This is a genomic window from Mesorhizobium sp. B2-3-5 (assembly GCF_006442395.1).
Lineage (GTDB): Bacteria > Pseudomonadota > Alphaproteobacteria > Rhizobiales > Rhizobiaceae > Mesorhizobium.
In genome coordinates this window covers 130,945-149,705 of sequence record NZ_VFVX01000009.1, presented here as the reverse complement: position 1 = coordinate 149,705, position 18,761 = coordinate 130,945, and the positions used below count along the sequence as shown (strand labels likewise).

Sequence of the window (18,761 nt, the reverse complement as noted above, 5' to 3'; positions counted from 1 at the left end):
ATTTATTGTGACGTGCCATTGTCCAAGGAAGCTTTCCATGTCGGAAAAACCAGTCGATTCGCTTGATGAAAGCGAGGCGGAAGCCGAGCTGAAGCGCCTTGCGGCGGAGATCGCCGAGCACGACCGGCGCTACCATACCGAGGATGCGCCTGTTATCACGGATGCGGAATATGATGCGCTGGCGCGGCGCAACCTCGCCATCGAGGAGCGTTTTCCCGGTCTGGTGCGCGAGGATTCGCCGTCGCGCAGGGTAGGCGCGCCGCCGGCGGAGGGCTTCGCCAAGGTGCGCCACGCCGTGCCGATGCTCAGCCTCGCCAAGGCTTACACCGACGAGGACGTCGCCGATTTCATCGAGCGCGGCCGGCGGTTCTTCCACCGCGACAAGGACCTTGACATCGCCTTCACCGCCGAGCCGAAGATCGACGGGCTATCGGCTTCGCTGCGCTACGAAAAGGGCGTCTTCATACAGGGCGCGACGCGCGGCGACGGTGCGGTGGGCGAGGACATCACCGCCAACCTCAGAACCATCGCGGATATTCCTGCCAGGTTGAAAGGCTCGGGCTGGCCTGATGTCATCGAGATACGCGGCGAGGTCTATATGACCTATGCCGAGTTCGAGGCGCTGAAGGCACGTTCGGCCGCGGCCGGTGGCCAGGATTACGTCAATCCGCGCAACACGGCCGCCGGCTCACTACGCCAGAAGGATGCTTCCGTTACTGCCAGCCGCAACCTCAAATTCTTTGCCTATGCCTGGGGCTACACCACGGAAGATCCAGCCCCGACCCAGTATGATTCGGTCCAGAAATTCGCCGATTGGGGGTTCAAGATCAGTCCCCTTATGGTGCGGGCGAAGTCGGTCGAGGAACTGGTCGCGCACTATCACCGGATCGAGGAGCAGCGGTCGTCGCTGGGCTATGACATTGACGGCGTCGTCTACAAGGTCGACCAACTCGAATTGCAGCGCCGCTGGGGTTTCGTCACCGGTGAGCCGCGCTGGGCCGTCGCGCACAAATTCCCGGCCGAGCAGGCGATGACGACGGTGGAGAAGATCGACATCCAGGTCGGCCGCACCGGCACGCTGGCGCCAGTCGCACGGCTGGCACCGGTGACGGTCGGCGGTGTGGTGGTCGAGAACGTCACGCTGCACAATGAGGATTACATCAAGGGCTTTGACAGCAATGGCCTGCCGATCCGCGACGGCATCGACGTGCGCATCGGTGATACGGTGGTCATCCAGCGGGCAGGGGATGTGATCCCACAGATCGTCAGCGTCGTCATCGACAAGCGCCCGGCTGATGCCGTGCCTTACGAGTTCCCGCATACCTGTCCGGTTTGCGGTTCGCCGGCGACGCGCGAGATCAACGAGAAGACCGGCAAGGAGGATTCGCGCCGCCGCTGCACCGGCGAGCTGATCTGCCCGGCGCAGGCCGTGGAAGGGCTGCGGCACTTCGTGTCGCGCGGCGCCATGGACATAGAAGGCCTGGGCGCTGAAAACATCGACCTGTTCTTCAATTCGGGACTGGTCAAGACAGCCGCCGATATCTTCACGCTCCGGGATCGCCGTCCGGCCGTCACCAGGGCGCTGGCCGAGCGGCGCGAGGAGCAGGCCAGGCAGCGCGAGGCGGCGTCCGGCAAGACGCGCAAGAATGTGCGCGGCGTCGAGGACCGCAACTATGAGGGTCTCGACAAGCTGTTCGCTGCCATAGACGCGCGCCGCGAACCGGAACTCGATCGTTTCATCTTTGCGCTCGGCATCCGCCACATCGGCGAGACGACGGCGGCCGTGCTTGCCCGGACCTTCTCGACGATCGAGGAGTTGATCCGCGTCGGCAAGGAGACGGCGGCGGCGGAGGACCCGCACACAGTCTTCCCGTCGATCAACGGCATCGGCGACACGGTGATCGACGCGCTGCGCGATTTCTTCGGCAATGAGCGCAATGACGACGTGCTCGACAAGCTGCTCGAACAGGTCAAGCCAAAGCCGTATATCGTCACGATCTCGACCGACAGCGAGGTCGCCGGCAAGACGATCGTCTTCACCGGTTCGTTGGAGAAGATGACGCGCTCCGAAGCCAAGGCGATGGCCGAACGGCTCGGCGCCAAGGTGGCTGGTTCGGTTTCGGCCAAGACCGATCTGGTGGTGGCGGGACCGGGTGCCGGCTCCAAGCTCAAGCTTGCCAGTGAACTCGGTGTCGAAGTCATCGACGAAGACACCTGGCTGCAGCGGGTCGGCAAGGCGTGATGTCGGGCGAGTTCAAAGGGTTCGGTCCAAAAGCCATCCCATTCCTGAAGGCGCTCGATTTTCATCAGAGCCGGGAGTGGTTCCTGGAGAACCGGGAGTTGTTCGAAAAGGAATTGCGCGATCCCCTGGGCGATCTCGTCGAAACGCTGACGCAGCGTTTCTTGGCAGCCGGGCTCGGTCTGCGTGGTGACCGCAAGAAGTCGCTGTTCCGCATCAACCGCGACGTCCGCTTCGCCAAGGACAAGCGGCCCTACAACAGGCATCTCTCCGCGATCCTGTCGCCCGACGGCAGCAAGATGGAGCAAGGCGTGTTCTACGTCCATATCGGGCTGGAGGGTTGCTTTGCCGGTGTCGCCTGGTGGCAGCCGGAGGCGGCGCTGCTGTTGTCGATGCGCCGGGCCATCGAGACATGGCCCGAGAGGTTTCGCGCCATGGTGAAGGCGTTGAACAAGAATGGCCTCGAGCTCGATGCCGAGGGCGGCATGAAACGCACGCCGCGCGGCTTTGAGCACGTCGTGGACAAAGATCTCGTTGCCGCCATCCGCAACCGGCATTTTGTTGTTCGCCACGTCATCGACCCGGCTGGCATCCATGGACCGGAACTGGTCGAGGAACTCGTCGATTTCACCTTGCGCGCCAGGCCACTGCTCGACTGGGGCAGGGCGATCGAGGGCAAAATCGCGCAGGATTGAATAGTCGACGCCGCGATCCGGCGATGATTTCCGCTGATCGTTTGGCTCAAGCGAATTCGTGTGACAAGGCGGGGCATGCCACCTACATACCGCCTCTCCCTTTGTTGTTGTGCATGCCGTTGTCCCAAAACCGCCACGCACTTTTGGGCGACATGCATCAGGAGTGGTCGATGGCGACGGACGTGATTTCCGAAAGCGGCGGCAAGAGCGAGTTCTGGCAGGGCGTGCGGCTGTCCATGCCGGTCGTGGTGGCGTCGGCGCCATTTGCCGTGCTGTTCGGAGCGCTTGCCGTCGACCAGGGCTTCTCGGTCTTCGAAGCCTTCCTGATGAGCGCATTGGTGTTCGGCGGCGCCAGCCAGATGGTGGGCATCCAGCTGTTCGGCCAGCATGTCGCGCCATGGCTGATCGTGCTTTCGATCTTCGCCGTCAACTTCCGCCATGTGCTCTATTCCGCCGGGATCGGCCGGCGCATCGCGCACTGGCCCGTCATCCAGCAGGCGCTCGGCTATTTCATCCTTACCGATCCGCAATACGCGGTGGCCGAAGCGCGGGCGCAGTCGGGGCAGACCGTCGGCTTTGCCTGGTATCTGGGGCTCGGCCTGCCGGTCTATCTGTTCTGGATCACCGAAAGCGCGCTCGGCGCGGTGTTCGGCAAGCTCATCCCCGACACGCATGCGCTGGGTATCGATTTCCTGCTGCCGATCTATTTCCTTGGCCTTGTGATGGGGTTTCGCAAGCGGCCGCTGTGGCTGCCGGTGGTCATCGCCAGCGGCTGCGCCTCGATCATCGCCTACAAGACGGTCGGATCGCCCTGGCATGTCTCGATCGGCGCCGTTGCCGGCGTGCTGCTCGCCGTCATCCTGCCGCCGCACCATAGCGGCGTGGGAGAGCAGCCATGAGCACGACATTCTGGATCATCATCGCTGGCGCGATCGCCACTTATCTGACGCGCATCGGCGGGCATCTGGTGATTTCGCGCTTCGAAAATATCCATCCGCGCGTCGAGGCCGGCCTCAATGCGGTGCCGGCGGCGGTGCTGACGACACTGGTGGCGCCGGAACTGTTGAACGCCGGACCGGCCGAATGGGCGGCCCTGGTCGTCACGGCGGTGGTTTCGCTGCGTGGCGGGCTGATGGCGATGTTTCTGGCGGGTGCCGCGGTGCTGATCCTGGCGCGGCAGTTCATCGGATAAGAGCTCTGCCTCGCGATGCTTCCAACGTAGGCGCCGCACCTCATTGCCCTGTCGGGCATTTCTCCCCGTATAGGGACGGGGAGAAAGACGCTGTCATCGACGATTTCGCCAACTATAGGCGCTGCAAAAAAAGGCGGCGAGGTTGCGGCCAGCTCCCTTCTCCCGTCACTATGCGGGGAGAAGGTGCCGGCAGGCGGATGAGGGGCAGCGCCAACCTTCCAAGCTGAATATCGGCCGCCTCAAATCTTGGCGTCGTGCGGCAGCGGTGCGGTCGCCTTTTCCAGCCAGGCCAGCGTTTCGCCGTCGAGCATCGGGCCGATTTCGGCCAGCACGCGGGCGTGGTAGGTGTCCAGCCAGTGCAGTTCCTCGCGCGTCAGCAGGTCCGACCGCACCAGCCTGATATCGATCGGCGCCAGCGTCAGCGTCTCGAAGCCGTGCATGGCGATGTCGCCGCCCTCGATCTGTTCTGCCGGCGTCACCAGGATGAGGTTCTCGATGCGGATGCCGTAGGAGCCTTCCTTGTAGTAGCCGGGCTCGTTGGACAGCATCATGCCTTCGAGCAGCTTTTCGGTGCCGGTGCGGGCGATGCGCTGGGGGCCTTCATGCACGGCCAGATACGAGCCGACGCCATGGCCGGTGCCATGGGCGAAGTCACAGCCATGCTTCCACAGAGCCATGCGGGCGACGGCATCGATCTCGGAACCGCGCGTGCCGGCTGGGAAGCGCAGCGTGGAAATGCCGATCATACCTTTGAGCACCAGGGTGAAGCGTTCGCGCATTTCCTCGGTCGGCTGGCCGATCGGCACGGTGCGGGTGATGTCGGTGGTGCCGTCCTGATATTGCGCGCCGGAATCAAGCAGGAACAATTCGCCGCTTTGAAGCTTGCGGCTGGTGGCGCGCGACACGCGGTAATGCATGATGGCGCCGTTGGGGCCGGCGCCGGAAATGGTGTCGAAGGAGACGTCGCGCAGCGGCATCTGGGTTTCCTCGCCGGTCTGCCGGCGTGTCTCTTCCAGCTTGGTGACGACGGCGATCTCGTCAAGCGAGCCTGGCTTCTGGCGTTCCAGCCAGCACAAGAGTTTTGCCACCGCCGCGCCGTCGCGGCGATGCGCGGCGCGCGAGCCGTTGATCTCGGCCTGGTTCTTGGTGGCGCGTGGGATGCGGGCCGGGTCGGGCGCGGCGATCACCGTGCCGCCATTGTCCTCGACCAGCATGCGCAGCCTGTCGGCCGCGAGCACCGGGTCGAGCGCGATCTTCGCGCCACCCTTGGCGAGGGCCATGATCGCCGCTTCGAATTCGGCGGGCTCGTGCGGATCGGCGAGCTGCGTGAGATAGGCCGCGACCTGGCGCGAGAATTTGCGCTTGTCCATGAACAGCTGATGGGACCCATCGGCCGCGAGGATGGCGAAGCCGAGCGCCAGCGGCGTGTGCGGCACGTCGCCGCCACGGACGTTGAAGGCCCAGGCGATGGAGGAGGGATCGGTCAGCACCGCATGGGTGGCGCCGTCCTTGCCGATCGCCGCCGCCAGTCGCGCCAGCTTGTCCTTGGCGAGTTCGCCGGCAAAGCCGATCGGGTGCAGCTCGACCGGCGTTACGGGCGCCGCGGGCTGGTCCTTCCAGATGACGTCGATCGGGTTCCTGTCGAGCGGCACCAGGACGGCGCCCGTCTTGTCGGCCGAGGCCTGCAGCGCCTTGACCTCGCTGATCGTGTGCAGCCATGGATCGAAGCCCAGCCGCGCGCCCTTGCCGATATTCTCGCGGAGCCAGACGGCGGGCGGGTTGTCGACCAGGCTTTCGATCGAAAAGACGTCGAGGTCGACCTCATTGCGCACCTGCAGCGTGTAGCGGCCGTCGACAAAGACGAAGGCGCGGTCACGCAGGACGATGGCGACGCCGGCCGAGCCGCTGAAGCCGGTCAGCCATTTCAGGCGCGCCGAACGGTCGGCGACATATTCGCCCTGATGCTCGTCGGCGCGTGGGACGATGAAGCCGTCCAGGCCATTCGCCGCAAGCCATTGGCGCAGCAGCGCCACGCGCGGCTTGCCGACCGCCGGGTCGCCCGCGGAATCGAAGGTCTGGAACATGATGGGCCTCCTGATGTCAGTTCGACCGTAGCCTATGGACCTGGAAATCGGAATCGATTTCCGGCTGGCGCAAACTGCTACAGCGTCGCCAGGCTGACAACCAATCGCGCTTGGTCCAGCGGCAGTACGAAGGTCGATGCCGCTGAAACACGCTTTCCAGCCGGCAACAGCCGTGCTTTCTCGGTTTGGCATTTGACGCGCCCGATATTCATTGATGCAAAATCGCAACGGGCGTGCGCGGATTGCTTTCCAAGGCCTGCGTTGTTTGGTTTCGGCAATCCTCGCGGCTTGTCTCGGGCCGGCGCTTTTCGTAGCGTTGTCATGGGTTTCAGGGGCGATCCAGTCAAATAGATGGCTGGTCGGGGAGATTGCATTACATGAGACATTCGGTTTTTGCAGCGCACGCCAAATGCAAGAGCGAGGCGAACGCGCAGCTTGCGCGTCCATTGCTGGCGTCGACGTCGCTACCGGCTCTGCTGCTAGCCGGAGTTGTAGTGATCGCCATGACGCCACTTATGTCTGGTGGCGCCTCGGCTGAGGATTTCACCCATGGCGCCGGCGGCTGGGGTACGGCTGCGAATTGGACCCCCGCAACGGTTCCAGATGGGGTCGATGCGGTCGCGAACTTCAACCATGATGCGGCGGACCAGGGTGTCTCCTATACCGTCGACCTGTCAGGTGGGCCCTACACGGTGGGGACACTGAACCTCAATGCAACGAGCACCTCTGGCGGCTACCAGTTGGCGAACGGTGTTTTGAATTTCCAGGCCTCTGGCCAGGCCGCCGTTAACGTGGAAACGAACAATTTCGTCACGGATCTGGCGACCAATGCCGGTTTCAACCTGATCTCCGACACCGTTTTCTCGGTTGGTGCCGGTACTCATTTTACGGCGGATGGAGTGATTTCAGGCAGCGGCTTGACCAAGAGTGGCGATGGCTTGCTCACCTTAAATGGGGCAAACACCTATGCTGGCGGTACCACTCTCTATGGCGGCACGCTCAGCCTCGGCAACGATGCCGCCCTCGGGACCGGCCAGCTTACCGCTTTCAATGGAACCGTGATCGATATCCAGAACGGTATTACCGTCAGCAACGATCTATACATCGACGTCAGCCAGACCATCAATGTTGGGCCGGGAACAGGCACCTATTCCGGTCAGATTTCGGAATTCGAGGTCGGCACGGTCGTGAAGACCGGTGCCGGTACACTCGTCCTGACCAACTACAACTATTTGAGCGGTGGGGTAAGGATCAGCGACGGCACGTTGCAGGTCACGGCCGATCATGCGGCGGGTTCGGGGCCGATCACCCTGGAGGGCGGCGCGTTGCAGGCAGGTGCCAACCTTAACCTTGCCAATGTCTCGATCCTGTTCGACGCAACGGGCGGCACCATCGATACAAACGGGTTCGACGTGAGCACCAGCGCGAGCATGGGCGACAATGATGTGCCGACCGGTACCTTCACGAAGACCGGCGCGGGAACGCTGACGGTGAGCGGCTTCGCCAACAACAACACCTATGCCACGGCGACCAACGTTGCCCAGGGCACGCTGAAGGCAGGCGCGGCCAACATTTTCAGCGCCAACAGCGCCTATACGGTTGCCAGCGGTGCCACGCTTTCGCTTAACAATTTCAGCCAAGCAATCGGTTCGCTTGCCGGCGCGGGAACGGTCGATACCGGTTCGGGCACGCTGACGACCGGCGGCATGAATAACGATACGGTGTTTTCCGGCAATCTCACCGGCACCGGCGACCTGACCAAGACGGGAACGGGAACCTTCGAGCTTTCGGGCACCAGTTCGTTCTCAGGCAACACCAAGGCTCAGGCCGGCACGCTTCTGGTCAGCGGCTCCTTGGCCAATTCGGCCGTGGCCGTCGCCAACGGCGCCACGCTGGGCGGCGGCGGCACGATTGGAGCGCTCGACGTCTCCGGCACGGTCGCGCCCGGCAACAATGCAATTGGCACGTTGACAGTCAATGGCACCGCCAAATTCGAGTCCGGCTCCACCTATGCGGTGGAACTCAATTCGGCCGTCGTCTCGGATCTGATCGATGTGCATGGCGCCGCCACCATTGCCAGCGGCGCCGGCCTGACGGTGACCAATATTGGACTTGGCGGTCTAGTGGCAGGCACCCGCTACACCGTTCTTGAGGCCAGCAGCGTCACCGGAACCTTCACCTTGGCCGACCCGCAGCTCTCCAACTTCGTCAGCCTCACCACCGGTTCCAATGCAACGCAGGCCTATATCGACGTCACCCAGTCGAAGAGCTTCGGTTCGGCCGGCCTGACGCCGAACCAGATCGCCACCGGCGAGGGGCTGGACAGCGCCGCCGGCAGCCCCCTGGTCAGCGCGATGCTCGCCTTGCCGAGCGACGCGGCCGCGCAGGCCGCCTACGACCAGCTTTCGGGCGAAGTCCATGCCTCGGCCAAGGGCATGCTCGTCCAGGACAGCCACTTCCTGCAGGATGCGGTGACGGCACGCTTGCGTGGCGCTTTCGGCGACAGCGGCAAAACCGCTTCGCTGCCGGTCATGGCCTATGGCCAGGACGGCGTTCAGCCCGTGGCCGCCGACACGGACCGCTTTGCCGTCTGGTCGCAGGGATTCGGCTCCTGGGGCGGCACTGACAGCGATGGCAATGCAGCTGCCTTCGACCGTTCGACGGGTGGCCTGCTGGTGGGCGCCGACGGCCTAGCCGGCAACTGGCGGGTTGGCGTGGTCGGCGGCTACAGCCACACCAGCTTCGATGCCGACGACAGGCACTCCTCAGGCGACAGCGACAATTACCATCTCGGCCTCTATGGCGGGACCAATTGGGGCGCCATCGCCTTCCGTACCGGCGCCGCCTACACCTGGCACCGTATCTCGACGTCGCGGTCGGTCGCTTTCCAGGGCTTCACCGACAGCCTGTCGGCCGATTACGACGCGGGGACCGCGCAGGCATTCGGCGAACTTGCCTACAAGACCGATGCCGGGCCATTTGCCTTCGAGCCGTTCGCCAATCTCGCCTATGTCAATCTGCACACGGACGGTTTCTCGGAGAGCGGTGGCGCCGCGGCGCTGAGCAGCGGCAGTTCGACCACCGACGCGACCTTCACCACGCTCGGCTTCAGGGCCTCGACCGACGTCACCATTGGCGGCGTTGCGGCGACCGCGCGCGGCATGTTCGGCTGGCGCCATGCATTCGGTGAGGCGACGCCGGTGTCGACGGTCGCCTTCGCCGGCGGCGACGACTTCACCGTCGCCGGCGTGCCGATCGCCAGGGATGCGATGCTGGTCGAAGCCGGTTTCGACGTGCAGCTGGCGCGCAACGCCACGCTTGGCCTGTCCTATGCCGGACAGTTCGGGCCGGATGCCTTCGACAATGGGTTCAAGGCCAATCTTGGCATCAAGTTCTAATCTGGGCATTAGGACGTCAAGAACCGGCCGGCTGTCTTGCCGGCCTCAATGCTTGAGGTGGATCGTCACCCAGCCTTCGCGGTGCAGCGTGCGCACGTGGCGGAAGTTCTGGCCGACATAGGCCGAGATGACGGCGTCGCGCTGGCGATCGAGAATGCCTGACAGCACGATCGAGCCGCCGAGCGCGATGTGCCCGGCCATTTGCGGCGCCAGCCGCATCAGCGGCCGTGCCAATATGTTGGCGACGATGAGATCGAAGGGTGCGCGCTTGCCAAAGATCGGGTGGTGAAAGCCCGGTGCGGTCACCGTCTCGACGAGCGCCTTGACGTGGTTGAGCCGCGCATTGGCTGCGGCGACCTTCACCGCCACCGGATCGATGTCGGTGGCAAGCACCGGAATATGCGCCAGCTTGGCGACGGCGATCGCCAGCACCGCACTGCCGGTGCCGAGATCGAGCGCGTTGCGCGGGTGCTCGCGCCGCACCACTTTCTCCAGCATTTCGAGGCATCCCGCGGTGGTGCCGTGATGGCCGGTGCCGAAAGCAAGGCCGGCCTCGATCTCGATGGCGAGTTCGCCGCTGTGGCGCTTCCTGCGGTCATGCGCGCCGTGGACGAAGAAACGGCCGGCGCGCACCGGCTTCAGGCCTTCCAGCGAGCGCGCCACCCAATCGATGTCGGGCAGCTTTTCGCGCTCGACCGGTTTTGACAGAGCGAGGCCGGCGAGAACGTCCTTCACCCGCGCCTCGACCGCGTCGACGTCGCCGTCGGCGTAGAGCGAGACTTCATGGATGTCCTGGTCCTCGTCCACCTCCAGCACGGCGATCGGCAGCCCTTCATCCTCGAAGGCCATCTCGAGCGCCGCGAAAATGCGGTCAGCCTCGATCTTTCCGGTGGTGAAATGCAGTCGCGTCTGGGTCATGTGGATTAAGGTCTTCCTTGAGCTTGATCTTGTCCGAAAACCGGTTTTCGGAATCAAGCTCTAGCCCCTGGCGGCAAGACGCTTCAGCTTCTCCACGGCGGTGCTGGCGCTTTCGCCGTAGGCGATCGTGCCGGCAAAGTCGCCCTTGGCGTTCAGCAGCAGCACCGAGGCGGTGTGATCCATGGTGTAGTCGCCGTCGCCGGTGTCGACCTTCTTCCAGTAGATGCCGAAGGACTTGGCCATGGCATGGACCTTGTCCGGCTCGCCGGTGATGCCGGTGATACGGTCGGAGAAATTGCTGACATAGGCGTTCATCACCTGCGGCGTGTCACGCTCCGGGTCGACCGAGACGAAGTAGGCATGCAGGTTCTTACCGTCGTCGCCGAGCGTCTTCAGCCAGCCGGAGAGTTCGAAGAGCGTGGTCGGGCAGACCTCGGGGCAGTGGGTGAAGCCGAAGAAGACGACACTGGGCTGCCCCCTGAAGGCGGCCTCGGTGATCGGCGCGCCTTTCTGGTCGACAAGAGTGAACGGGGCTCCGAACGGCTCGCCGCCGTAGTGGCCGCGATACCAGTCGAAGGTCAGCCAACCGATGCCGGCCGCCATCAGGACGAGAATGCCGATCAGGATAGAACGCATCATCAGAAAAGTCCGTCCGCAGAAATCATCGCCGGCGGCTCAGTGCGCGCCGATGCGACAGTCTTAGCGGTTCGACCTTGCCCAGGCAAAGTGCCGCGTTGCCGCAACCGCATATGGTGTTGAAGCGTCTGCTTGCAAAGCAACCCAACTCGCCCCACCTGAGACCGGCTACTCGAACCGCAGGAGGCTTCCTTGCAAAGACCGATTGGGCCAAAACTGATCGGCGGCGCTCTGGCCGCATGCCTTGTCCTTGGTGCTGGTGCCGCCATTGCCGAGGAAGTCGGCAAGGTCGGCGTCGACTGGGTCGGCAATGACATCATGATCGACGCGATCAAGGACCCCAAGGTTGATGGGGTGACCTGCCATGTCGCCTATTTCGACCGAAGCATCATCGATAGGCTGCACAAGGGCAACTGGTTCGAGGATCCCAGCGATTCCTCAATCTCGTGCCGCCAGACCGGCCCGATCACCATCGGCGACATCGATATGGGCGAGGGCGGCGAGGAGGTGTTCAAACAAGGCCTCAGCCTGATCTGGAAGAAGCAGGTTGTGAACCGCATCTACGACAAGACCAACGAGACCTTGATCTATCTGTCGCACTCGCGCCAGGTGCAGAACGGCTCCGCGAAGATGTCGGTCACAACGGTGCCGCTCTACGGCCAGAACGTGGTGTGGACCAAGGGCAAGCCGAAATAGGCTGATCGAACTCTTTCCCAGAACTGGCTTGACGGATAATTGGTCCCGCTTGCGGGAACAATTGCTCTGACGTAAAGCCGCGCCCATGGACCGTTCCGAAAACCTCGTCCTGAAAGATCCAGAACCGCGCATCCATCCGACCGCGGAGCTGAAGGGGTGCAAGCTTGGCCGCTATACCTCAATCGGCGAGCGCGTGGTGCTGCGCGAGGTGAGCGTGGGGGATTTTTCCTATTTCGAGCGCCATGCGGAGGCGATCTACACGAGCATCGGCAAATTCTGCTCGATCGCCGCCAACAGCCGCATCAATGCACTGGAGCATCCGATCGAACGGCTGACCCAGCACAAGGTCAGCTATCGGCCAAACGAGTATTTTCGCTGGTTGGGCGTCGATGCCGCGTTCCGCGAGCGGCGGCAGGCGAAGGCCGTGGCCATCGGCCATGATGTCTGGATCGGCCATGGAGCGGTCGTCATGCCCGATATCACCATCGGCAATGGCGCCGTCATTGGCGCCAATGCGGTGATAACTCATGACGTGCCGTCCTACACGATCGTCGCCGGTGTGCCGGCGAAGCCGCTCAGGCCGCGCTTTGCTCCTGAAATCGCGGCGCGGGTCGAAGCTCTCGCCTGGTGGGACTGGCCGGTCGAGAAACTCGCCAGGGCGGTTCCCGATATCCAGGCAATGCCGATCGAGGCCTTCCTCGATCGCTGGGAAAACGACGCCGTTTGAACCTGAAGTGATCGTCTGTTTGTATGCCGGTCGGCGCTTTCGGGAAACCACGCTCCGCGCCACGGGCTGAAACCCCTTCCGCCATGCGGGGGGTGGCGCGGCGGAAGGGGCTGGAGGTAAACCGCCGTGGAGCGGACGGAACAGGCACTTTTGCCTGCGCGGGTTACCATGACATTGAACCGATAAGGTGTGTTTTTCACCATATGCGCGCGTTGCGTGCATTCAATTGCAGCGGTTGTATTTATTGCCTGCGGGAACCCGAAACGGTCGCCGGTTGTTTCTCATCGCGGCAGCCATTGAGGGACCTCGACAGATGGAAAAGCTCTTCACCAGGATCGCCAACCGGGTCTCCCACATAGCCGGCCTGTCACCGACATTTGCCGTCTGCTGCCTGGTCGTCGTCATCTGGGCGGCGAGTGGGCCGTTCTTCAATTTCTCGGACACCTGGCAGTTGGTGATCAACACCGGCACGACCATCGTCACCTTCCTGATGGTGTTTCTCATCCAAAACACCCAGAATCGGGACGGCGCGGCGATCCAGGCCAAGCTCGATGAACTGATCCGGGTCAGCGAGGCGCACAACCGCTTCATCGGCATCGAACACCTCACCGAATCCGAGGTCGAGGAAATCCGCGACAAGTGCGAGCAGGCGGCGCGCCGGCACGATGAGAAGATCGCCGCCATGGCCGCAAAGAAGGCCGTGGCGCAAAAACGAACTCCGAGAAAGCGCGCGGCCTAAAGACTCGAACTCAATCTTTCATGAAGGCCGCGAACGCATCCTTGTAGTTTGGATGCCAGCGAGACAAAGCGGGGCGGTTTTCGATGATGTCTCCGGCTGCCCACGCCATGCGCTTCTCGTCCAGCGGCCGCGCCGTCTCGTTGTCGGGACACAAGATGTAGAAGTCGCCCCTGACCAGCGATTCCAGCATGAAATCGACGACCTGTTCGCCTGTCCAGGCGCCGGCGGGCTTTTCCGTCGCCCCTACGGTGAGGCCGGTATAAGTGAAGCCGGGAATGAGCAGATGCGCCGACAGGCGGGCGCCGGGCTCGTTGCGCAGCGCATGCGCCAGCCCTTCGGTGAACGTCTTCACGCCAGCCTTGGAGACATTGTAGGCGAGGTTGCCGGGTGGTGTGGTGATGCCTTGCTTCGAGCCTGTGTTGACGATGAGGCCCGGCCTGCCTGAGGCCAGCATGCGCGGGGCGAACGCTTCCACGCCATGCACGACGCCCCAGAAGTTGATGGCGAGCAGCCGTTTCCAGGCGTCGCGGTTTTCCCAGGGCTTTCCGGGGTTGTCGCCGACACCGGCATTGTTCATCAGCAGCGAGATATCGCCGAAGGCGCCGAATGCCCGGTCGGCTAGACGATCGACCTCGTCGGCGTTCGAAACGTCGGCGGCGACCGCAAGCACGGCGTCATTGCCCGCGATCGCCGAGATGGCGCGGGAGGCCTCGTCGAGGCGCGCGCCGCCAATGTCGGCGAGCACGATCTTCATTCCCATCAGCGCCAGCCGCCTGGCGGCCGCAAGACCAATACCGCTGGCGGCGCCAGTGATGACGGCGGACTTGCCTGGCTCAAGGGCGGGCAGGGCGGTCTGGACCTCGGTGTCGGGGATCATCGGCGATGGCTTCCTTCTTCGATAGCGCCGAACTTAGCGCCGCAACGGCCTTGCGCAAGTCCTTCGGGCAGCGGCGCTCAAGGCCCCACGGCGCACACTCAAAGTGTTGTTTTCATGCACGTCGTTGTCCCCAAACCGCGGCGCGTTCCCTGACGGGAGAGATGGGTTCGGGTTGACCATGCCGGTCGAGGCTGCGCATGCTGCCCAGGCAAATGGAGGTTTTCGATTGACGGACTGGGTCGCAATTCTGAAGGAGCAGACCGCCACCGGCGACCAGATGGGGCGCGAGGTGCCGCAGATGCTGGCCAATCCCGAAATCACCGAAGCCCAGGTGAAGACGTTGTTTTCAGCGCTGGAAAAACAGGCGGAGTTCGTCGAGAAACTGCGCATGGCGCTGGAAAAGTTTGGCCATGATTTCTCGATCATCAAGGCCGCGGAACGGCTGGAGGAGCGCTATGCCGATCTGGCGGCTGCAGTGGCGGAAAAACTGAAAGAAATGCGCGGCTAAGCAATTCCAGGAAAAGTGCGAAGCGGTTTTCCGTCCGGAATTGCGCCGAACCAAAGAGCAATTCCAGGAAAAGTGCGAAGCGGTTTTCCGTCCGGCATCGCGCCGAGCGATGAGCCCGCGCGTTATTTTTCGAGAACGCGCGAAAAACGCGTGTCCGGTACAAGCCACACCAAGGCGATGGCGACGTAGAGCGCCACGCCGATCCACCGGTTGAGGAAGGTAAGCGCGATCGCCGCGAGGTAGACGGCGAGGGAAAGCCTTCCCTTGCGGTCCCGGCCGATCGCCTTGGCGAAGGCGGTGTCCGGCCCATGCAGCCGATGCAGGGTAATGACCAGGATGCCATAGGCGGCGGCGCACATTGCAAGGTCGAAACCGTAAACCGCGACCGGAACCGTGGCGAAATGGTTCTCGCCCATGAAAGCCGTCGTTACCGGCATCAGGGACAACCAGAACAGCAGATGCAGGTTTGCCCACAGCACGCCACCATCGACGCGCTGCACGGTGTGGAACATGTTGTGCAGGTTGTTCCAGTAGATGCCGACATTGATGAAGGAGAGCACGTAGCACAGGAAGATCGGCAGTTGCGGCACCAGGGCGGAGAAATCCTCGCCCTCCGGCACCTTCAGGTCCAGCACCATGATGGTGATGATGATGGCCACCACGCCGTCGGTGAATGCCTCGACCCTGCCTTTGCCCATGATCACCGCCCTGCCTAAAAGGAATTGTCGAAAGACAGCAAATTGTTAGCTCATCTGGCCGGTTCGATAAACGGCATGCGATAAATCCCCAACAATATCAGGGGAACTTTCGCGCCAGGCCGCCGATGGTGCTGACAGGCATTGGCTACTTGTTGACCTTTCTGCTCCCGACTCTCCCTTGTGATGCAGTCTCGCGCCGAAGCAACCGAACGGCTGGGGCCGCCGCATTACCGCCCTCGGCACCATCGCCCGCCGCACAAACCACGCCCGGACAAGTGCAAGGTCGCGCTCGGCTTTCCCTGCAAATAGGATCGGTTGCACCGGATGCCGCACCAACGATAGCGTGGCGGATCGGGGCCACGGGCCCGACCCGTACCCGTTCAGTCCGGGATTCCTGACTAAGGCTAGGCTCATCGTAGTGTCAGGAGCCTGCTGGCCGGCCGGAACGTTGGGGGCGAAAACGCGTTGGGATCGCGATCTCCGAAGCGGGTAATGAGGTTGGCCATGGCCTTTCGCGATTTGGCGCCTGGGCAAGAAACGGCTCGCGGCAGCGCTCTTGCCATCCCGATCGTCGCCACGATGATCGCCGTGCTGTTTGCCGGCAGCACGGTGCTGACGCCGCTCTATATTCTCTACAAGCAGCAATTCGGCTTTTCACAGATCACGCTGACGTTGATCTACGCGGTCTATGTCGTGGGCAACCTTGGAGCCTTGCTGCTGTTCGGCGGCGTGTCGGATGTTGTCGGGCGCCGGCCCGCCGCCCTCGCGGCGATGATCGTTGCCATCGTCAGCGCGATTGTTTTCCTGTTCTCCGAGAATGTTCTTTCGCTCGACATAGCGCGCATCCTGAGCGGGCTTGGCATCGGTATCGGCGCGGGGACCGGAACCGCGTGGATTGCTGAGCTTCTCTCCCGTGCCGACAGGTCGCGCGCCAGCGTGATCGCCACCAGCACCAATTTCCTCGGCCTCGGCTTTGGCGCGCTTGTCTCGGGACTGTTGGCTCAATATGAGCCCTGGCCTTTGCGCCTCGTCTTCGTCACCTATCTCCTGGCGCTCGCAGTGGTGACGATCCTGGTCTGGCGCACCCGCGAAACCGTGGCGAAGCCAGGCAGCCTCAGTCGCATTTCCATACGGCCGCAATTCTCCGTGCCGCAGGAAATCCGCCCGCGCTTTGTTGCGCCGGCGGTTACCGGCTTCGGCGCCATGGCGTTGGTCGGCTTCTACGCGGCAGTGGCGCCAAGCATCCTGGCGCAGCAGCTTCATGAGACCAACCACGCTGTTGCCGGTGCGCTGTTCTTCGAACTGGCGATCGTCGCGGCGGCCAGCATCGTGGTGCTGATGCGCGTGCAGAGCAACAGGGCCATGCTGGCCGCGCTGGGCTTGATGATCCCGAGCGTCCTGCTTGTGGTCGCGGCACAGATATTGGGTTCGATGGCGCTGATGATCGTGGCCACCGCCTGCTGCGGCGTCGTGGCGGCGCTTGGCTACCGGGGCGGCCTGCAGGTGGTGAACGAGATCGCGCCGAAGGATCGCCGGGCGAAAGTCGTCTCCAGCTTCTTCATCTGCTGCTTTGTCGGCAACGCCTTGCCCGTCATCGGCATCGGCATCGTCTCTACCTATGCCGGTTCCGTCGCCGCGAGCCTTGCCTTCGCCGGCATCATCATCGCGTTTGCGCTGGTGGCGCTGGCCTTCGGGGTGAAGCATAGCCGGTAACACGACGCGGTGCCCGGCCTCAGCCGTTCGGCGTCTCAGGCGCCATGTTGGCGCGCTGGCGCGGTATGCCAAGCCCGGTATCCGGCGGCTCGCCCGCTGCCGGCCTGTTCTCGATCATATGGACGGTGCGCCAGCCACCAAAGCGGTAATAGGCCGCGGCCAGAACCAGCGAGGTGATCGAACCCGCCGGAAAACTCCACCACAGCGCTTCCTCGCCGATCACACCGCGCATGAAATAGGCGAAGCCGGTGCGCACGACCAGCACCGAGATCACCAGGATGATCAGAGGCGGCATCACGGCACCCGTGGCGCGCACCGTGGCGAACAGCACGATGGTGACGCCGAACAGGATGAACGACCAGGACGCGACATTGTTGATGTGGGCGGCAATGTCGATCGCCGCGCTGTCGCTAGTCAGGAACAGGCTGAGGATCGAGCGGTCGAAGACCCAAAGCAGCGCGACCAGAGCGCCGGTCAGGACGAGATTGAAGCCGACGCCGGAGGCAGCGACGCGGCCGATCCGGTCCCAGCGGCCGGCGCCGACATTCTGCGCCGCCATGGAGGACACCGCGGCCCCGATGGCGAGCGCCGGCATCTGGATGTAAGTCCAAAGCTGTGCGGCGATGCCGTATGCCGCGGCGACCTGCGAACCGTATGAATTGACGATGCCCATCACGGTCAGCGCGGCCGCCGAGATGACGATCATCTGCAAGCCCATCGGCACGCCCTTGAAGACGACGATGCGCAACAGGGTGGGGTCGGGCCGCAGCAGGGCGAGATCGGTGCCGGCCAGCCGCAGCGGATGCTTGCGGACGTAGAGCACGACAAGGATGGCGATCACGCTCACTGTCTGGCCGATCAGCGTCGAGGTCGCCGATCCGGCGATGCCGAGTTCGGGAAACGGGCTGATGCCGCGGATGAGCAGGGGATTGAGCACAATGTCGAGCACGACCGCCAGCGCCATGAAGATGAAGGGCGTGCGCGAATCGCCGGCGCCGCGCAGCACGGTCATGACGAAGGACAGAAGGTTCATCATCGGCACGGCGACGAAGATGATGCGCAGATAGGAACGCGCGAGTGGAAGCGCGTCGGCCGGAGTGCCGAGCGTGCGCAAGATCGCATCGACCCAGATCCAACCGCAGACCGCGAAGACCACCGATATGAGGAAGAAGAACGTGGCGCTTGTGCCGACGATGCGGCGCGCCTCGGGCAGGTCGCGCGCGCCGACCGACTGCGCCACCAGGATGGTGGCCGCCATGCCGATGCCGAACACCGTGCCCAGGATCAGGAACAGGACGAGGTTGGCGTTGGACGTGGCGGTCAGCGCCGATTCACCGAGGAAGCGGCCGACCCAGACGGCGTTGATCGACCCATTGAGGGATTGCAGGACATTGGAGCCGAGGACCGGCAGAGCGAACAGCAGGAGTGTCCGCGGGATCGGACCGCTTGTCAGGTCGCCGGTGCGCCGGCGCGGGGGTATTTTTTCGTCCATGGCTGGAAACTCGGTGAAGGCCTGTCTGTGTCCACTGTGCGATGATTGCAAATTGAACCGGAGAGGTCGATGCAAAGCCGTCCAGGCCGTGGTCAGGCGGGGGAGAAGCGGCCGGATCCGGAAGCCGCCACCTGAAGAGATACAGCGTG

At 63.4% G+C, this 18,761-nt stretch carries 16 protein-coding genes; 10 read left to right on the top strand and 6 right to left on the bottom strand.

Annotated features, from left to right (window positions below; translation table 11 throughout):
- Nucleotides 1-37: 37 nt before the first annotated feature.
- The 4 genes from ligA (at nucleotide 38) to FJ958_RS13535 (ending at nucleotide 4,126) form a co-directional block, all read left to right on the top strand.
- On the top strand, nucleotides 38-2,242 hold the full coding sequence (gene ligA, locus FJ958_RS13550; RefSeq protein WP_140743313.1) for an NAD-dependent DNA ligase LigA: 2,205 nt from the start codon (nucleotides 38-40) through the stop codon (nucleotides 2,240-2,242).
- Entirely contained in the window at nucleotides 2,242-2,934 is a 693-nt protein-coding gene (locus FJ958_RS13545) for a TIGR02453 family protein (protein WP_140743311.1), read from the top strand. The genes ligA and FJ958_RS13545 overlap by 1 nt, the downstream gene beginning before the upstream one ends.
- Nucleotides 2,935-3,104: 170 nt before the next feature.
- Nucleotides 3,105-3,833 carry an AzlC family ABC transporter permease gene (locus FJ958_RS13540; RefSeq protein ID WP_140743309.1) on the top strand — a complete coding sequence of 243 codons (729 nt, stop codon included), beginning with the start codon at nucleotides 3,105-3,107 and terminating at the stop codon, nucleotides 3,831-3,833.
- Nucleotides 3,830-4,126, top strand: a complete 297-nt coding sequence (locus tag FJ958_RS13535; RefSeq protein ID WP_140743307.1) for an AzlD family protein — start codon at nucleotides 3,830-3,832, stop codon at nucleotides 4,124-4,126. Before FJ958_RS13540 ends, FJ958_RS13535 begins: the two co-directional genes overlap by 4 nt.
- Before the next feature lie 239 nt (nucleotides 4,127-4,365).
- Here the strand turns inward: FJ958_RS13535 and FJ958_RS13525 are convergent, their stop codons facing one another.
- Nucleotides 4,366-6,210, bottom strand: a complete 1,845-nt coding sequence (locus FJ958_RS13525) for an aminopeptidase P family protein (protein WP_140743305.1) — start codon at nucleotides 6,208-6,210, stop codon at nucleotides 4,366-4,368.
- A gap of 377 nt (nucleotides 6,211-6,587) precedes the next feature.
- Between FJ958_RS13525 and FJ958_RS13520 the strand changes: the two genes are divergently transcribed.
- Nucleotides 6,588-9,608 carry an autotransporter domain-containing protein gene (locus FJ958_RS13520; RefSeq protein WP_140743303.1) on the top strand — a complete coding sequence of 1,007 codons (3,021 nt, stop codon included), beginning with the start codon at nucleotides 6,588-6,590 and terminating at the stop codon, nucleotides 9,606-9,608.
- 45 nt (nucleotides 9,609-9,653) lie between these two features.
- On the opposite strand, the gene FJ958_RS13515 is transcribed toward FJ958_RS13520, so the two are convergent.
- Together FJ958_RS13515 and FJ958_RS13510 are read right to left on the bottom strand one after the other, a co-directional pair.
- Entirely contained in the window at nucleotides 9,654-10,526 is an 873-nt protein-coding gene (locus FJ958_RS13515; RefSeq protein WP_140743301.1) for a 50S ribosomal protein L11 methyltransferase, read from the bottom strand.
- A 60-nt stretch (nucleotides 10,527-10,586) separates the two neighbouring features.
- Nucleotides 10,587-11,165 carry an SCO family protein gene (locus FJ958_RS13510; RefSeq protein ID WP_140743299.1) on the bottom strand — a complete coding sequence of 193 codons (579 nt, stop codon included), beginning with the start codon at nucleotides 11,163-11,165 and terminating at the stop codon, nucleotides 10,587-10,589.
- Nucleotides 11,166-11,354: 189 nt separating this feature from the next.
- On the opposite strand from FJ958_RS13510, the gene FJ958_RS13505 reads away from it, so the two are divergent.
- The 3 genes from FJ958_RS13505 to FJ958_RS13495 all read left to right on the top strand — a co-directional run bounded on the left by FJ958_RS13505 (nucleotide 11,355) and on the right by FJ958_RS13495 (nucleotide 13,324).
- Entirely contained in the window at nucleotides 11,355-11,858 is a 504-nt protein-coding gene (locus FJ958_RS13505; RefSeq protein WP_140743297.1) for a CreA family protein, read from the top strand.
- A gap of 85 nt (nucleotides 11,859-11,943) precedes the next feature.
- Complete coding sequence (locus tag FJ958_RS13500; protein WP_140743295.1) at nucleotides 11,944-12,585, top strand: DapH/DapD/GlmU-related protein; 642 nt, start codon at nucleotides 11,944-11,946, stop codon at nucleotides 12,583-12,585.
- Nucleotides 12,586-12,898: 313 nt separating this feature from the next.
- A complete protein-coding gene (locus FJ958_RS13495) occupies nucleotides 12,899-13,324 on the top strand; it encodes a low affinity iron permease family protein (RefSeq protein WP_140743293.1) in 426 nt (141 codons plus the stop codon).
- Between the two features lie 10 nt (nucleotides 13,325-13,334).
- Here FJ958_RS13495 and FJ958_RS13490 read toward each other — a convergent pair whose 3' ends face one another.
- Complete coding sequence (locus FJ958_RS13490) at nucleotides 13,335-14,201, bottom strand: SDR family NAD(P)-dependent oxidoreductase (RefSeq protein ID WP_140743291.1); 867 nt, start codon at nucleotides 14,199-14,201, stop codon at nucleotides 13,335-13,337.
- A 226-nt stretch (nucleotides 14,202-14,427) separates the two neighbouring features.
- Between FJ958_RS13490 and FJ958_RS13485 the strand changes: the two genes are divergently transcribed.
- Complete coding sequence (locus FJ958_RS13485; protein WP_140743289.1) at nucleotides 14,428-14,709, top strand: hypothetical protein; 282 nt, start codon at nucleotides 14,428-14,430, stop codon at nucleotides 14,707-14,709.
- A 122-nt stretch (nucleotides 14,710-14,831) separates the two neighbouring features.
- On the opposite strand, the gene FJ958_RS13480 is transcribed toward FJ958_RS13485, so the two are convergent.
- Nucleotides 14,832-15,407 (bottom strand): TMEM175 family protein, encoded by a 576-nt coding sequence (locus FJ958_RS13480; RefSeq protein ID WP_140743287.1) that lies wholly within the window; start codon nucleotides 15,405-15,407, stop codon nucleotides 14,832-14,834.
- Nucleotides 15,408-15,911: 504 nt separating this feature from the next.
- Here FJ958_RS13480 and FJ958_RS13470 point away from each other — a divergent pair.
- Nucleotides 15,912-17,120 (top strand): MFS transporter, encoded by a 1,209-nt coding sequence (locus tag FJ958_RS13470; RefSeq protein WP_140743285.1) that lies wholly within the window; start codon nucleotides 15,912-15,914, stop codon nucleotides 17,118-17,120.
- A gap of 19 nt (nucleotides 17,121-17,139) precedes the next feature.
- Here FJ958_RS13470 and FJ958_RS13465 read toward each other — a convergent pair whose 3' ends face one another.
- Nucleotides 17,140-18,612, bottom strand: a complete 1,473-nt coding sequence (locus FJ958_RS13465; protein WP_140743283.1) for an MATE family efflux transporter — start codon at nucleotides 18,610-18,612, stop codon at nucleotides 17,140-17,142.
- Between the last annotated feature and the right edge of the window lie 149 nt (nucleotides 18,613-18,761).

Excerpts from the sequence above, each read along its gene's own strand:
- ligA (WP_140743313.1), top strand. The coding sequence starts at position 38 with ATGTCGGAAAAACCAGTCGATTCGCTTGATGAAAGCGAGGCGGAAGCC.
- FJ958_RS13545 (WP_140743311.1), top strand. The coding sequence starts at position 2,242 with ATGTCGGGCGAGTTCAAAGGGTTCGGTCCAAAAGCCATCCCATTCCTG.
- FJ958_RS13540 (WP_140743309.1), top strand. The coding sequence starts at position 3,105 with ATGGCGACGGACGTGATTTCCGAAAGCGGCGGCAAGAGCGAGTTCTGG.
- FJ958_RS13535 (WP_140743307.1), top strand. The coding sequence starts at position 3,830 with ATGAGCACGACATTCTGGATCATCATCGCTGGCGCGATCGCCACTTAT.
- FJ958_RS13525 (WP_140743305.1), bottom strand. The coding sequence starts at position 6,210 with ATGTTCCAGACCTTCGATTCCGCGGGCGACCCGGCGGTCGGCAAGCCG.
- FJ958_RS13520 (WP_140743303.1), top strand. The coding sequence starts at position 6,588 with ATGAGACATTCGGTTTTTGCAGCGCACGCCAAATGCAAGAGCGAGGCG.
- FJ958_RS13515 (WP_140743301.1), bottom strand. The coding sequence starts at position 10,526 with ATGACCCAGACGCGACTGCATTTCACCACCGGAAAGATCGAGGCTGAC.
- FJ958_RS13510 (WP_140743299.1), bottom strand. The coding sequence starts at position 11,165 with ATGATGCGTTCTATCCTGATCGGCATTCTCGTCCTGATGGCGGCCGGC.
- FJ958_RS13500 (WP_140743295.1), top strand. The coding sequence starts at position 11,944 with ATGGACCGTTCCGAAAACCTCGTCCTGAAAGATCCAGAACCGCGCATC.
- FJ958_RS13495 (WP_140743293.1), top strand. The coding sequence starts at position 12,899 with ATGGAAAAGCTCTTCACCAGGATCGCCAACCGGGTCTCCCACATAGCC.
- FJ958_RS13490 (WP_140743291.1), bottom strand. The coding sequence starts at position 14,201 with ATGATCCCCGACACCGAGGTCCAGACCGCCCTGCCCGCCCTTGAGCCA.
- FJ958_RS13480 (WP_140743287.1), bottom strand. The coding sequence starts at position 15,407 with ATGGGCAAAGGCAGGGTCGAGGCATTCACCGACGGCGTGGTGGCCATC.
- FJ958_RS13470 (WP_140743285.1), top strand. The coding sequence starts at position 15,912 with ATGGCCTTTCGCGATTTGGCGCCTGGGCAAGAAACGGCTCGCGGCAGC.
- FJ958_RS13465 (WP_140743283.1), bottom strand. The coding sequence starts at position 18,612 with ATGGACGAAAAAATACCCCCGCGCCGGCGCACCGGCGACCTGACAAGC.